The sequence below is a fragment of the Corynebacterium belfantii genome, assembly GCF_041898185.1.
Classification (GTDB): domain Bacteria; phylum Actinomycetota; class Actinomycetes; order Mycobacteriales; family Mycobacteriaceae; genus Corynebacterium; species Corynebacterium belfantii.
The window spans coordinates 155,895-170,379 of sequence record NZ_CP157823.1; the positions used below are offsets into that span (position 1 = coordinate 155,895).

General features: G+C 51.9%; 22 protein-coding genes. All 22 read left to right on the top strand.

Annotated features, from left to right (window positions below):
- Positions 1–22: 22 nt before the first annotated feature.
- The 22 genes from ABMV07_RS00870 to ABMV07_RS00975 all read left to right on the top strand — a co-directional run bounded on the left by ABMV07_RS00870 (position 23) and on the right by ABMV07_RS00975 (position 14,480).
- On the top strand, positions 23–841 hold the full coding sequence (locus tag ABMV07_RS00870) for a phage antirepressor (protein WP_374064798.1): 819 nt from the start codon (positions 23–25) through the stop codon (positions 839–841).
- Positions 842–858: 17 nt separating this feature from the next.
- Complete coding sequence (locus tag ABMV07_RS00875; RefSeq protein ID WP_003850203.1) at positions 859–1,059, top strand: helix-turn-helix domain-containing protein; 201 nt, start codon at positions 859–861, stop codon at positions 1,057–1,059.
- Entirely contained in the window at positions 1,056–1,298 is a 243-nt protein-coding gene (locus tag ABMV07_RS00880; protein WP_197690015.1) for a hypothetical protein, read from the top strand. Before ABMV07_RS00875 ends, ABMV07_RS00880 begins: the two co-directional genes overlap by 4 nt.
- A gap of 47 nt (positions 1,299–1,345) precedes the next feature.
- Positions 1,346–1,534, top strand: a complete 189-nt coding sequence (locus ABMV07_RS00885) for a hypothetical protein (protein ID WP_234915033.1) — start codon at positions 1,346–1,348, stop codon at positions 1,532–1,534.
- Positions 1,531–1,677: a hypothetical protein gene (locus ABMV07_RS00890; RefSeq protein ID WP_162841381.1), complete on the top strand. Its 147-nt coding sequence runs from the start codon at positions 1,531–1,533 to the stop codon at positions 1,675–1,677. Before ABMV07_RS00885 ends, ABMV07_RS00890 begins: the two co-directional genes overlap by 4 nt.
- A gap of 269 nt (positions 1,678–1,946) precedes the next feature.
- Positions 1,947–2,096, top strand: a complete 150-nt coding sequence (locus ABMV07_RS00895; RefSeq protein ID WP_197691983.1) for a hypothetical protein — start codon at positions 1,947–1,949, stop codon at positions 2,094–2,096.
- Positions 2,093–2,794, top strand: a complete 702-nt coding sequence (locus tag ABMV07_RS00900; protein WP_197690017.1) for a hypothetical protein — start codon at positions 2,093–2,095, stop codon at positions 2,792–2,794. Before ABMV07_RS00895 ends, ABMV07_RS00900 begins: the two co-directional genes overlap by 4 nt.
- Positions 2,795–3,229: 435 nt before the next feature.
- Positions 3,230–4,222, top strand: coding sequence for an HNH endonuclease (locus tag ABMV07_RS00905; RefSeq protein WP_374064799.1), 993 nt, complete (start codon positions 3,230–3,232; stop codon positions 4,220–4,222).
- A gap of 277 nt (positions 4,223–4,499) precedes the next feature.
- Positions 4,500–4,802, top strand: a complete 303-nt coding sequence (locus tag ABMV07_RS00910; protein ID WP_234917887.1) for a hypothetical protein — start codon at positions 4,500–4,502, stop codon at positions 4,800–4,802.
- Between the two features lie 619 nt (positions 4,803–5,421).
- Entirely contained in the window at positions 5,422–5,895 is a 474-nt protein-coding gene (locus tag ABMV07_RS00915; RefSeq protein WP_229254918.1) for a hypothetical protein, read from the top strand.
- Positions 5,879–6,946: a terminase gene (locus tag ABMV07_RS00920; protein WP_088267904.1), complete on the top strand. Its 1,068-nt coding sequence runs from the start codon at positions 5,879–5,881 to the stop codon at positions 6,944–6,946. The genes ABMV07_RS00915 and ABMV07_RS00920 overlap by 17 nt, the downstream gene beginning before the upstream one ends.
- Complete coding sequence (locus ABMV07_RS00925; protein WP_088267905.1) at positions 6,921–7,532, top strand: terminase; 612 nt, start codon at positions 6,921–6,923, stop codon at positions 7,530–7,532. Before ABMV07_RS00920 ends, ABMV07_RS00925 begins: the two co-directional genes overlap by 26 nt.
- Positions 7,529–8,857 (top strand): phage portal protein, encoded by a 1,329-nt coding sequence (locus tag ABMV07_RS00930; protein ID WP_197691980.1) that lies wholly within the window; start codon positions 7,529–7,531, stop codon positions 8,855–8,857. Before ABMV07_RS00925 ends, ABMV07_RS00930 begins: the two co-directional genes overlap by 4 nt.
- A gap of 16 nt (positions 8,858–8,873) precedes the next feature.
- Positions 8,874–10,586 (top strand): hypothetical protein, encoded by a 1,713-nt coding sequence (locus ABMV07_RS00935; protein WP_374064800.1) that lies wholly within the window; start codon positions 8,874–8,876, stop codon positions 10,584–10,586.
- Positions 10,583–10,885 carry a hypothetical protein gene (locus ABMV07_RS00940; protein ID WP_197691979.1) on the top strand — a complete coding sequence of 101 codons (303 nt, stop codon included), beginning with the start codon at positions 10,583–10,585 and terminating at the stop codon, positions 10,883–10,885. The genes ABMV07_RS00935 and ABMV07_RS00940 overlap by 4 nt, the downstream gene beginning before the upstream one ends.
- A gap of 74 nt (positions 10,886–10,959) precedes the next feature.
- Complete coding sequence (locus ABMV07_RS00945) at positions 10,960–11,589, top strand: hypothetical protein (protein WP_374064801.1); 630 nt, start codon at positions 10,960–10,962, stop codon at positions 11,587–11,589.
- A gap of 11 nt (positions 11,590–11,600) precedes the next feature.
- Positions 11,601–12,590: a major capsid protein gene (locus ABMV07_RS00950; protein WP_374064802.1), complete on the top strand. Its 990-nt coding sequence runs from the start codon at positions 11,601–11,603 to the stop codon at positions 12,588–12,590.
- 8 nt (positions 12,591–12,598) lie between these two features.
- A complete protein-coding gene (locus ABMV07_RS00955) occupies positions 12,599–12,898 on the top strand; it encodes a hypothetical protein (protein ID WP_374064803.1) in 300 nt (99 codons plus the stop codon).
- Between the two features lie 10 nt (positions 12,899–12,908).
- Positions 12,909–13,319, top strand: a complete 411-nt coding sequence (locus tag ABMV07_RS00960; protein WP_374064804.1) for a hypothetical protein — start codon at positions 12,909–12,911, stop codon at positions 13,317–13,319.
- Positions 13,320–13,360: 41 nt separating this feature from the next.
- A complete protein-coding gene (locus ABMV07_RS00965; RefSeq protein WP_374064805.1) occupies positions 13,361–13,711 on the top strand; it encodes a hypothetical protein in 351 nt (116 codons plus the stop codon).
- Positions 13,708–14,028: a hypothetical protein gene (locus tag ABMV07_RS00970; RefSeq protein ID WP_085666415.1), complete on the top strand. Its 321-nt coding sequence runs from the start codon at positions 13,708–13,710 to the stop codon at positions 14,026–14,028. Before ABMV07_RS00965 ends, ABMV07_RS00970 begins: the two co-directional genes overlap by 4 nt.
- A gap of 8 nt (positions 14,029–14,036) precedes the next feature.
- A complete protein-coding gene (locus tag ABMV07_RS00975; RefSeq protein WP_374064806.1) occupies positions 14,037–14,480 on the top strand; it encodes a hypothetical protein in 444 nt (147 codons plus the stop codon).
- The last annotated feature ends 5 nt before the right edge of the window (positions 14,481–14,485 follow it).

Here is a 14,485-nt window from a genome sequence, read left to right on the forward strand (position 1 = left end):
AATTCTGAAAGGAGTGGAAGGGGTGGAACTGCAGCTATTTAACTTTCGTGGAAAGCGAGTACGCGTCCTTAAAAATCAGGACGGAGAGCCTCAATGGGTTGGCAAAGATATTTGCGAGATCTTAGAGATCAAAAACTCTAGGGATGCACTATCACGTATCGATCCAGAGGGGGTCGGCATTGCCGACACCCTTACACCAGGAGGCGTGCAAAAGCTCAGAGTCGTAAATGAATCAGGACTATACGAACTCCTTTTCCAGTCTCGAGTTCCTCAAGCAAAAGAATTCCGTCGCTGGGTCACAGCCGAGGTCCTGCCAGAGATCCGTCGCCACGGAATGTACGCGACAACCGCAACTGTGGAGCAGATGCTGGCTGATCCCACAACAGCGATCAAACTCCTGGAACAGATCAAGCAAGAGCGCGAACAACGTAAAGCACTCGAAGCGCAAGCAGCGATTGATAAACCAAAAGTGATGTTTGCCGATGCTGTCGCTGATGCCAGCACCGACATTCTGGTCAGAGATCTGGCAAAGATCTTGCGCGGCAACGGCATCGATGTCGGTGGGAATCGTCTTTTCGCTTGGCTTCGAAAGCACAAATACCTGATGAATGGGCCAGCGCATATCAAGCACACACCAACGCAAAAAGCGATGGAGCTGGGGCTGTTCAGGATCAAAGAAACAGTGGTGACTAGATCCAACGGCAGGACATCTATCACGGTGACACCGAAGGTCACAGGGAAAGGCCAGCGGTATTTCGTCGAGCGGTTCCTCGATGGGCGGTTCGACATCAATGACATCAAGACAAATAAAAACCGACCTGTTGCACCAGGTCGGAAATGACACTCAAGGAAGCATCTATGGGAAACACTACCACGATCGACCGATGGCTGTCTCCATCGCAGGCTGCGGAAATCATTCCATATTCCGCATGGCAAATCCGGAAGTTCTGTCGACAGGGGATTCTGCCGCACTCCAAACGACCTGGATCAAAGCAGAACCGCATCATGATCAAGCACTCAGACCTCGTCAATTTCATCCAGCAAGGAGCAGCAGCATGACAATGCGCACTTACAAAAACCCATACCCAGACAGCGAAGATGCTGTCGAAATCCGCTTCGATCATTGCCGTGAAGATATTGCAAAAGCAGCAAAAGAGTACTGGCGAGAATTGACAGAAGCAGAACTCGATGACCTTCAAGAAGAAATCATGCGTGCGCTTGCCGTCAGCGAGTGGCAAAACATCTGGCTTACATGTGCCGCATTCATCACAGTTCTTGCCTACCATTCCCACGATTAGAGGAAGAAAAAATGATTCTTTTAGTGCTCATAAACATTGTCTTTTCAATGCTCCTGCTTTTCAACCTGACTGATGCAAATCGAAAGATTGAGTCCACGACGAAGCGCCTAGACATGCTCAATGAAGATGTCGACGTGCAGAGCGTGAAAATCCTTGATCTCTATGGGATCGCGCAGATTCCACCAATGTCAGATGAAGAGGCAGCGTCTCGAATCTTCACAGGGGTGCGGAGATGAACCGGACAGCTTTAGAAGAACTGCACCAAGCTCTCATATCTGAGGCAGAAGCAATGCGCGCTGGGGAGTATTTCCTAGGCGCCGGAATCGTTGATGCATATGCACATCAGCTTCGGGAGGCGATCGACTCTCATGACGAATAACGAAGGAATGTGCAAGCACTGTGGAGCAGCCGTGCTCTTTGTTAAAGACAATCGATGGCACGTTTTTGATGCAAAGCCGTCGGAAGAAGGCGAATGGCGGATACGGTCACGGTGGGCGGCCAATGTCGCGGCAGAAAAAACGACAGTGACGCGCTTAGCGGAGTCGAAATTGCGCCGAGCACGTCTCATGGGAGAGCCACTTTTTCGCCCGCATTTCCAGACATGCCCTGCGAACCCCCGCGCAAAAATTCTGCAGGAGAAGCGGAGACATGGATGATGCATCAATCGCAGATGAGTGGTGGGAGAACCTGCCAGACCGAAGAAAAATACAAATCCATCACTGGATCATCTCGCCTAGGCAAATCACTATCCAGGAACTGCCTGGTCAGCTTGCGCTAATAGAAGGAGCAGAACAATGACTAAAACGCAGCTAGTGTGCGACAAAACCCAATTGAACTGGGGGCTGAAAGCGGCAAAAGCAATTGCTGGGAAGAGTCCATATGACATCATCCAGATGAGAGTCTCACAAGACCGCGATTATCTGTATATCTGTGCAGTTAATGACAAGGCAACGCTGGTCGCCAAGGTGGAGCTTCTCGTTGCGAATGTCAGTGGTGAAGAAGATGAGATCATCACGATCGATAAGGCAAAAGTCCCAGCATTGATTCTCGCGACTGCTGAGACCGGGAAGAAGTCAGAAGACTCGCGGCCTATGGCAGGGATCTGTATTCGGGGGAAAGAAGTCGATTTCACCGACGAAAATGGGGCTGGGCGCGGAGTTGATCTTACGACGATTCACCGGAACGATTCTGCAGAAATCGGAGATCCTGTCCGCACAATCATTAGAGTCAAACAACAGCTTGCTGAAACATCGCCTTGCGATGTGACGCCATCGCCAGCTCAGATAACAGAACTAGCTCGGGCGACGCGATACCTAGGAGGCAAGCCCAAGCTGAGTATGCGCTCGTATATGCACGAGGGAACTGAATCGCATCGACTTGTGGCTGAGGCGACATTCTGGATCTTGTCAGTACTCAACGTCCCAGAAGCACTGCTCGAAACCGAAAAAGATAAAGCCAATATCGTCGATGCAGCACCAATCGGAGGGATCTCATGAAACATATTGACGCAGCGATCTGTCGCCGAAAGACAGAAGGCAAAACCTCGGAGCCTAACTACTGGGATTCCCAAGGCCCGCGAGAATCAACTGTAGCAATGTTAGAACGTCACAAAATAGCTAGAAAAAAGTGCATGACCTGCACACTTCTGGCCGAGTGTGAGAAGATGCTTTCCGATTTTGAAAAAGAAGAACTCAGAGTCGACGGAGTTATAGCAGGGAGATACTGCGATGTCTCGCACAGAAACGGCTCGAGTATCGATGTCTTGCGACATTGCAAGCACTGCAATGTCCGATTGATACCGCAGGGTGGCCCACGGGGAAAAGAACCCAGCGGGGCTCGAAAACACCTAGGAGAAGGGCTCTGTGCATTTTGCTATCCCTTTTTCTCAAGAAAACAACGCTAAACACAATGACTAGCAAAGGAAATAGACCATGGCATGGAGCAGAGTCGGCGACAACATCGCCACACATCCGCTCATGTCGCGTTTGCTTACGTCCTGCGAGTTTAACCATGCCCTCAAGAATGAAGCTTTTGGAGCGCTGGTTCAGCTCACAACCGTATCTGCTGCCCACCTAACTGACTACATCGTCGAGTACGGACTTATGGCACAGGTCGCTCCTGGTCGTGAGAAACAACTGATTGATGTCCTTGTGGACGCTGGGATGTTGTTCCGTGACGAGGAAGACGGTCGCAAAGTCTTGCGCATCGTTGATGATAACGAGTTGCTGCACAACCGTTCGCGTGATGAAGTCGAGATCGATCGCAGGCGCTCTGCTGATAAGCGCAACCCTGAGCTTATTCCGGCTGTGCGTTACCGCGATGGAGACCAATGCCGCTGGTGCGGGAAAACCGTCGACTGGCGGGATCGGAAAAGCTGGCGCGCAGCGACGATTGACTCACTTAATGAGCATCGGGAATCAACCGTGGATACGCTGGTTGTCGCCTGCAAGAGCTGCAACTCTAAGCGTGGAGCCGGCGAAGAACTCCGACTCATGCCTATCCCTACACGAGAGAAGGTGTACTACACAGACCACACAATTGACTGGATTAATCGTTCCGAGTGGGCTCAGCATGAAGGCATTCATCTTGAGCCACGCCAAACACGTCTGGACATCGGACAGCAGAACACAACACCGGCAGCGCCGTCGGAGCAGCAGCAGGTGGGTCAAGCAGCAGCGCCCTTGGAGGCAGCAGCGCGGGCCCATCGAGCAGCGCCTGATGTTGAAGCGCCACCGCATAACCACGTTGATAACGAAACGGTAAAACCTAGCACGGATCTAGAACAAATCACAGATCGGTGGGGTGACGGATCTAGATCTCTCGGGACGGGACGGGACGGGAATGGACAGGCAGGGACGGTAGCTAATCGACGTCGGAGACGTAGGGGTCGCCGTGGAGGTGGAAGGAATAAAGCTCATGGATAGTTGGAAGTTACATTCTTTAGGGAAAGCTCTGTATGAGTTGGAGAAGTTAGGCCCTTTGCTTGATGATCTTTTACTCCCTTCTCAGTGCGGTTATTCTGAAGGAAGGGGAGGTTCTGGGCAAGGGTCGCGCCCTCCATTGAGGATTCCAATTCTGGATGTGAAGTGGGAGACGGAGCGTCTGCTGACTCATTGGGCGTGGGGTTGCGCGGTGAAGCTGCATGTGGTCCCGCCTTGTTCGAGATCCGTGCATAGAGTCGCGGCATGGCTTCAGTGCCACTTGATTGATATCGGAGATCTTGATGAAGCTGATGTTATTGCGGAGCAGGTGATCAGCCAGTCGGAGCTGCTAAGTGAGATGTTTTCTTCTGATGATGATGGGGCAATCACATCGCCTAAGCAGGGGACGTGTAGAGAGATCGCCGCGATCTGCAAAGGGCTCGGCTACGGAACATCAAAGACCACGATTCATCGGTGGGCACACGAGGGGACGATAGCCTCACAAACAATGGAAGACGGCCGCGTAATAGTGAACCTACAAGAGGTGCTAGACAAGCTGACTACCTGCAATAATGCAATGTAGTTACCGTGTGGGACACCCAATATAGTAAGCTAACGCTCGAATCTTCTGGGTCCAGATCACAAGCATGTGACTGGGTCTTTTGTCATGCTCAGGAGGTGACATGGCGAGAGCAGGATCAATTTGTTGCGAAGCTGGGTGCCCAGAGCAAGCGACATACCGAGGAAGATGTGCTCGGCATGCTCGTGATCGTGAGACGCACGAGCGAAAAACAGTCGCGACGAAGATCGACGGACAGCGAACAGCAGCGATCAGACGTGAAGCCGTTGCTAGATGGCGGGAAATCTATGGAGACTGGTGCCCAGGGTATAAGTGCTACGGACATAAAGCCCATGATTTGACCGCGCAGCATACACAGGCTCTAGCGCTCGGAGGCGGCTCGGAGCAGCATCTGACGGTGCTGTGTCGGCGGTGTAACTCCCGCCACGCAGCGGACGTGAGGTGGGCGATGGCATCCACGTACGGCAGACCCTGGGGGAGGGGCCCTCGACGGCTTTGAACCCCAGCCGTGGGTGAGGTCTCTCAGAGGTGCGAAGGGTTCAAAAAGTTTCCTGACCAGCTGTTTTTTGAACCCGACATGTTAAAAATATGCCCAAAGGGGGCGAGGAAGGAGACGAAAATAATGCCACGAGGCGGAGCAAGAACAAGATCTGGTCCAGCACCAGACCCAGCATCTGGACGGTCGGACCGTCGAAAAATCGACGAAAAGCTCCGACCATTGCCAGCAAGCGGATTCAACGGGAAACTGCCAGAATGGCCACTACCAAAAGGAACCCCACGAGAGCGCTCATTGTGGAAGAAAATCTGGAAATATCCACAAGCCGCAGCCTGGATCAATGAGCCATGGAGATGGCTCACAATCGGCCACTACGTCAGATGGGTAGTGAAATCAGAAGCCGCAGACGCATCACCATCGACTATGACGCAAGTCCTACGCCTTGCAGACTCGATTGGGCTTTCTCCTGCAGGCCTTCGTGAAAATGGCTGGGTGATCTCCGCATCCGAGACGGAAGGAGACGCGGCGCCGACAAACACCTCGCCACAGTCTCCACAGCCTATCCGTCGGCTCCGCGCAGTAAATGGAGACGCAGGATAACTGGATAATCGACTTCCCGACACTCGGAGATCTCTGGGACGCATGGGTGCAAGCACATTGCCTCGTCCCAGATGGCTACCGACGCGGCCAACCATTCATATGGAGCGACTGGCAATTCTGGTGCGCCGCGCAATTTGGGAGAATTCGCGCCGGGCTGAAATGGAGTGGCGAACCGCTAGGTAACCAAGCATTTCAATATCGTCGTATGCAGGTGATTGCACCGCAGAAGACTGGTAAAGGGCCGTGGGCTGGTTCTATGACGCTAGTGCAGGCTGTGGGACCAGCAGAATTTGATGGGTGGGCAGAAGAAGGGGATGTTTATCGGTGTGCTGACTGGGGCTGTGATTGCGGTTTCGAGTTTCCTTACCAGAAGGGAGAACCGAAAGGCCGTCCGCACCCATCGCCACTGATTCAGCTCACGGCGACCTCGGAAGATCAAGTCGATAACACGATGCGCCCATTGAAGTCGATGGTCAAGATGGGGCCGTTGCAGCATCTTCTCGCTACCAGAGGTGAATTCATTCGCATTCTCGGAGGGCTTGGAGGTGATGATGCTGATCGAATTGATGCTGTGACAGCTTCTGCTGACTCCAGGGTCGGTAACCCAGTCAGTTTCGTGCTTCAAGACGAGACTGGTTTGTGGAATAAGCGGAACAAAATGGAGAAAGTAGCTGATGCGCAACGCCGTGGCCTTGCAGGTATGGCTGGACGTTCAATCGAAACCACAAACGCTTATGACTCTTCAGAGCGTTCTGTAGCGCAAACGACGTTTGAATCGACAGCGCAAGATGTGTTTTGCTTCTACATTCCGCCGCCTAAAGGGTTGCTATGGAAGCGCCCTAAAGATCGCCGCAGGATTTTAGAGGCGGTTTATAGGGGCTCTCCATGGGTCAATATTGACTCCGTGCTAGCGGAAGCAAATGAGATTTCAGAGCGCGATCCAGAGCAAGCAGAGCGGTTTTTCGGGAACCGGATTACGTATTCATCAGGCACGTGGCTGCCGACGAACCTGTGGGAGGACTGCTTTGCATTGGATCGAGAACCCGCCTGATGGTGAATCAATCTGCGTTGGTTTCGACGGCTCTGAAAACAACGATTTCACAGCTTTACGGGCTGAAACACGTAGTGGATTCATTTTCACGCCGCGCTATGGGCCGGATCGTAGGCCTACTATCTGGAATCCTGCAGAGTGGGGTGGGAAAACTCCGCGGTCGGAGGTCATGGCCGCAGTCGATGAGATCAGAGCTAGGTATCAGATTCAGCGGTTTTATGCGGATCCGCAGGATTGGCGCTCTGAAATTGGTGAGTGGGCACTCCAGATTGGACAAGAACGCGTTTTTGAATGGCCGACGAACGCAATCAAGCGTATGTATGCGGCGATCTCTCGGTTTGAAATCGATTTAGCCAATGGGCGGATCACCCATGATGGATGCCCGCTGACAGCGCTTGCAATGGCAAATGCAAAGAAAGTCGCAAAGCCTGGGCAACAGTATGTTCTGGGGAAGCCCTCAGAGCATCAAAAAATAGATGCGGCAATGTCCACCATCCTCGCGCATGAGGCAGCTATGGATGCGCATGCGAAGCAATGGGAATCAGAAAGATCTCGCGTAGTCGTCTTAGGAAGGAGGCGGAGATGATGGAGCTAACGAAGCCGGAAGAAGAGCTCGTAAAGAAGCTGTTTATGAAGATTCAAAAGCAGCGGAATCAGGACAAAATCAATGAGCGCTATTACCGAGGCATGCAACAGATCGGCAACCTGGGCATTTCCGTTCCCCCTGATGTACAGCCTTTCGCTTTTCCGCTCAATTGGTGCAGGACCTACATTGATGTACTTGAAGAGCGGCAAGACGTCAGACTGTTGATCCGATCTGGTGAGATCACCGAAGACAAGGAATTACGCCTCGATTGGGAAGCCAATGATCTTGATGTGCAAAGCCATCTGGTGCACAAGGATTTAACGATTTATGGTCGTGCATTCGTCTCCGTTGCTGCTGATCCAGATGGCGGGCGCCCTCGAATCAGAGCAGAATCTCCCAAAGATATGGCTGCAATCGTGGATCCGCTGACAAGGTCAATGACAGCAGCGCTGCGGATTTATCGCGATTCCATCGGAATTGCAGAGCATATGACGCTGTATTTGCCGGATTCCACAGTAATCATGAGCAAAAAACTGGGGATGTGGAAAGCAAAGACACGGATCGAACACAACCTTGGGCGCGTCCCAATCGTCATGATGATCAACCGCCAACAATCGGGATCATTCGAGGGAGAAACACAGCTCTCGGATCTCAAGCCCATCGTTGATATGGCTGGGCGAGTCATGCTTCAGCTCCAGCTCGCGATGGAAACAGTGGCAACACCACAGAAAATTGCTCTCGGTGTCAGCGAAGAGGACTTTGTTGACGAAAACGGTGAACAACTTGACCCGTGGGACACATATCTAGGGGCTGTTTGGGCGCTCTCTAAGAAAGACGCCAAGGTGGAACAGCTTGCAGGTGCAAGCCTGACAGGCTTCCATGACACCATCAAAATGCTGGCCGAACAGGCATCAACAATCACAGGACTTCCCGTCCGAATGATGGGGCAAAACACCGCCAATCCGGCCGCTGAAGGCGCGATCAGAGCCGATGAATCACGCCTTGTAAAGCAGGTAGAAAGAATCAATTCCGTTGCCGGCGCAGGCTGGGCGTGGACGCTTGGAATCGCCGAGCGCATCCGCACTAGGGAATGGTCTGCAGACGGGAAAATTCAAATTCTCTGGCGCAATCCAGGTACACCGACCGAAGCTCAGCAAGCAGATGCAATGCAGAAGCTAACCGGTGGACGCCCCACCTTGTCCGTTCGAGGAGCGATGAATGAGATGGGATGGCCGCAAGCAAGAATCGACCGCGAAATCGAATGGCTCAGCCAAGAAGAAGCAGGAACGCTTCTGCAGAAACTGGAACGTGACGCAGAAACGTGACAGGAAGAGGTGGTAAATGCACGACGACCAGTTCAGCCGCTTACCACCAGAACTACGCGCCGCCGCTGGAACCAGATCTGAGATCATTGGAGAGACCGTCAAATGGGTAGCTGCCGCATGGAACAAAAACAGACCAATGGATCCATCAGCTTGGTTCGAGATCTACGCCGAAGAATTCACCAAGAGAGTCACAGAGGCACAGCTCGAAGCAGCCAATGTAGCTATTGATTCAGTAGATACGGCGCTAACACTCCAAGACTACGATGGAATCCCACTAGGGCATGCTGCACCAGAAGCCTTTGCAGGGATCACCGGATCTGGGCAGCCGATTATGGGCCTTGCCTATGCACAAGGATTGCGCATCACAGAAGCAATCGACAACGGAGCAACCGAAGTCGAAAGAGTAAAGCTGTGGAAATACAGCGGACAAGTCCTCCAAATGGCAACGCAAACCGCAATCTCAGACGCATCAAGAACAGCCAAGCTCACCAACCTCATTGCTAGGCCACGAACTACATGGGTGAGAATCGTCCGCCCACCGTGCTGCGCGCGCTGCGCAATCCTGGCAGGAAAACGCGGCGGAGCAGGACTTGGATTCCAACGACACCCAGGCTGCGACTGCGACGCAATCCCCATATCCGAAGAGACATCAGATATGCACAAGCTGTGGATATTTGATGTGGATAAATATTTCGCACAACTATCCGAAAAAGACCAAAACAAAATCTTCACCATCGCAGGCGCCCAAGCAATCCGAGACGGGGCAGACCCGTCGCAAGTGATCAATGCGCGCCGGGGAATGAAGGTTGCTGCAGATCGTTTTGGGAAGCGCACTGTTATGACCTCTGAAGGAACAGCAAAGCGCGGCTGGGCGTCGATGTATTTGCGTCAGCAATATGACGCGAAGATGTCGAAGCAAGGCAGATACATGCGGACTGATCGGCCGCGATTGATGCCGGAAGAAATCTACAAGATTGCAGGTGGCGACCGTGATATTGCGGTCTCATTGCTGCACAAAAACGGTTTCTTGCTGGATGCCTCACCAACATTGGATTCGAAGCTTAGCTTTTTTACACGGGACAAAGTCGTGAAAGAAGCGACGGAGAGCGCTCGTGTGAAATTGAAAGCACGGTATGGCAAAGAGTTAAAGCGTGAGGCGATTAAAACTGGTAGTGGTGATCCTCCGAGCGAACCGCCACGATGGTCGAAAAATGGCGGTGGTGATGATGAGATCCGGAGGCGGTATTTCGAGGATTTGCGTACAGCGGATAAACGTGTACCCATTGAACACATCGTCAATGGACGAGTAAAGAAGAACTTCATCCAAGGTGCTCACGATCACTCCAGGCGCTCATGGGTTGTTGAGCAAGTCGAGAATGGAGCCTCCATACCAAACAGTGAGAAAACTTTCTTTCCATTACTGAAAGGAAGAACAAAAGCTTTAGAAACATGGTTAGGAGACGAAAAATCCGGATTGATCAGTGAAATTCTGGAAGATCCTGATCAAATAGAAATTTCAAAAAATGGTTCATGGACACTGCAAAAATCAGTGATAAGTCCTGACGGGCATTCTTTGGACGTTACTGTTTATACAGGGCCAACGAAGGGAAGCGACAGCAGGACTTTTAAGGTGAATACTGCTTTTCCAGTCGAGGGGCAAGGTGTTACGGCGATCCGTCAAGATGGTATCGTCAAGGTAGTTAAAAGGAAAGGAGGAATAGAGACATGAACACGTACCAGAAAATAAAAGAAAAAACCGGTGGGAAGATCTATCTAGGAGTAGGGCTACAGCCTGGTAACCAAGACGAGATAGCTATTGAAGCATGCTATATAGAAGAGCTTATTCAATACGGGTATCTCGATAAAGAATTGAAGAAAGAATTTCTGGAGTTGTGGCTTACTGATGATATGTATGATGATCTCAATGAGCTTGATCCAATAGAGCTGAAAACATATCATAAACTGCTGAAATACGCGGACATGGAACCACATGTGGATGTCTCTCCATTCCTCCATAAAACCGCATAACTACATCAACTATCACCCGTTACCGCAATCGGTAGCGGGTTTTTCTATACCCAAAATCGGAAGGATTGTAAGCAATGCACAAGAAACGAGCCCCATGGGTCCGAGCGATCATCAACGACTCCGACACCGCTCATAGCGGATCTGGCGCAGGGGAAGAGAACTTAAATAGTAACCAGAATGAGAACAAGAACAGTCCTAAAACTAGCCCACAAGATGGGAAAACCGACGGCGACTCTGGTAAAGACGAAGATCCAGAAGCCCGTGGATCAAAGACGATGGTGCTTAAGGATCTTGCTCGTGAGCGCGATAAACGCCAAGAAGCAGAACAACAGCGCGACGAATTCAAAGCAAAGCTCGATGAGATCGAGCGGTCAAAAATGAGCGATCACGAAAAAGCAGTCGCAGACCGAGACCAGGCATTAGCAAGAATCGCGGAGCTGGAAAAGCAAATCGCCGATGAAGAAGCTGCATCAAAGCGGCGTGAGGCCGTCTCACAAGCATTGTCCGCAACGAAATTACCCGCCGAGATGGCGGACAGGCTGCGGGGAGAAACCGCAGAAGAAATCATGGAAGACGCAAAAGCACTTGCAAAGACAATTGGCTTCGACCGCTCTGCTTTTGATCCTTCACAGGGCCAGAACGCAGCTGGAAAGCCGCAAACAAACTCACTCTCAAGTGCTTTGCGTGCCCACTTTAACGTCTAAAGGAGGAAGAAATGGCGATCACCCTAGAGCAAGCAAAGCTCAATACACTAGAAGATTATGAACCAACCGTCATCGATGAATTCCGCAAAGAATCGGTGATTCTCGACAACCTGGCATTCGACACAGCAGTGAATCCAGCAGGAGGCGGCGCAACCCTTTCGTACGGCTACCGCCGCCTAGCTACGCAACGTGATGCAGCATTCCGTGAACTCGGAACGGAGTACACCGATAAGGAAGTCACCACCAAGAAAATCAGCGTCGAGCTGAAACCTCTAGGCGGATCCTTTAAGGTCGACCGTGTGCTCGCACATCTCGGGCCAGCCGCATCGGACGAAATCGCGTTGCAGATGTCACAGCTGATCAAAGCGACCAATACTAAATTCTGCGATGCTGTCATCAACGGAGACACAGCAAAGGACGCAAACGGTTTTGATGGCCTTGATAAGGCTCTCAAAGACTCTTCTACCGAATTAAACAAGGAAGAAGAAGGAACCGAGCGCGATTGGTCTAAGTTCACCGCAACCGATGCAGCCATGTCAGTACTCGACGATCTCGACGAACTTTTGGATGCACTCGATGGTCCACCAACCATGCTCTTCGGTAACAAACGTGCCTTGGCGAAGATCCGCGCAGCAGCGCGCCGGGCAAACATGTACTCGAGAGAACCAGTGGAAGGCCTGCTGGGGTCTAATGGTCATCAGATTATGCGCGAGCAGATCGGAAACGTGATCATTGTTGATCCTGGTACAAAAGCTGGTACCAATGATCCGATTATTCCTGTGACTCTGGGAAAGACCAGCCTCTATGCAGTGCGCTTTGGCCTTGATGGTTTCCATGGTGTCACCACCACAGATGGACGCATGATCAAGACATGGCTTCCAGACTTCTCTACAGCTGGTGCTGTCAAGCGTGGCGAGGTCGAGCTTGGTCCTATCGCAGTTGCACTGAAGTCGACCAAGGCTGCTGCCGTGATGCGCAACATCAAGCTAGCTGATAACTAGGAGATGACATGGCAATCGTAAAAACACCAGTACACGGATACACAGGACCTGTTGGCGATGATTATTTCGTCGACGGAGTCTGCAAAGTCCCAGACCACAAACTCGCGTATTACAAGCGCCATGGGTACATCATCGAGGTTGAAGAGCTAGCAAAGAAGCAAGCCTCCGAAGCCAGTGCGTCAGGAACACCGAGTGCAAAAGCAAAGAAAGCTGAGTTGATTGCTTACGCCCAAACGCTCGGTATCGATACTGAAGGGCTTGATGTTGCAGGTCTTCGCGAAGCAATTGAGGCCCATACAGAACATTAGGAGGTAGCACATGGCGATCTTCCTAAAAATACCGATTGCGGAAATCTGGTCTGACCTAGACGGTTCTCGCGAATCCTACGCTGAGAGGCTCGTCGGTCGTGCTGAGGCCATCATCATGCAGCGGTTCCCCACACTGGAGAAAAGAACCCGCGATGGGGCAATTTCAATCAGCGTGGTCGCAGGCGTAGTCGAAGATATGGTCACCAGGGCCCTCGACAAAACCGCTCGCGGGGGCATGGACAAGCTGGCCTATCCAGATGTCCAAATGGAATGGTCAGCCGACGGAGGTCTAGGGTCTGGAAACCTTCTGTGGCTCACAACAGATGAGATAGTTCTGTTGTCGCCTCCGCAGCCGAGCGGTGCTTTCAGTATCAGAAAGGCTCCTATGCCGACCTTCTCAGAGGGGAGCACTCGGTGGTGAGCGCAACTGTTCTTTTTCAACCAAAGTTCATTCTCCGAAAAGTGATAGAAGGTCGTGAAGACCCCATCACTGGAGAACCTGGTAGCCCTACCATCACTGGAGAACCTGGTAGCCCTACCATCACTGAAATTGCTGGACGTGGGCTAGTCCAAGAACCACTATGGTCAAGCGAAAAAGAAGTGGGGCCAACATCTGTGAAGGATGAACGCCTCATCCTCTTTTGCCCAACGCATAACCCGATCACCGAGATTGAGATATGTGCTGCCGACGAATTCGTTGATGATCGCGGAAGAATCTGGCAGTGCATCACTGATGGGCATGAGCGTGGGATCCCGGGCAAAGCACCTGAGTACATTGCCACCCGCGTTCGTCGAGCCAAGGGGAAGAGATGAAAGCACGGCTAACGATCTTCAAATCCCAGATCCCACAACAAGTCAGATTGCAATCTAGGTTAGGCAGAAGGAAAATCGCCCGCCAAATCGCAGACGAGGCTCGAGCCGCAGCACCTTATCGCACCGGTGCTTATGCAACGGGGATTGAAGTCAAAGAATCCGGAACCCAGATCATGGTCGTTGACACTGACGAAACTGCAATCCACAAGGAGTATGGAACGAGTAAAACACCTGCTCATGCATCACTTACCAATGCGGCGATGGGTTACGGCAAGTACTCAGGAATGCGACCAAGGAAAGGTAAAGGTAGGCGATGAGAACACCAATGCCCTACGCGCCGGGTGAGATCCGAAAGTTTTTACTTCAGCATGAGGTGTTCACCGAGCTTCTACACGGCGGGAAGGTAACGACACGTGAGGTACCGGATCCTCTGGTGAAACCGCATGTGACAGTCGCCGCTGTGGGCCATGTTGGTGATGATCCGATGCTGCGCCGGCTCATGATCCAGGTGACCCCGTGGGTGCCTGGTCGTGATGTTTCTGGTCTTGATGGAGATCCTGATGTCACAGCGTGGAACCTTGCCGCGACGGCAGGGGAGTTGCTTGGCCGTGCGAAAAACATCGTCATCGATGATTTGCATGCGTGGTCCGCGACGTGGATTGACGGCCCAATTCAGCTTTACGACACCACTCGTGGAGCAGACAAAGTTTTGTATTACGCGCCTGTGCGGTTTCAGATTCATCTGCGCCGCCGGGCACAGATTATTTAGGAGGA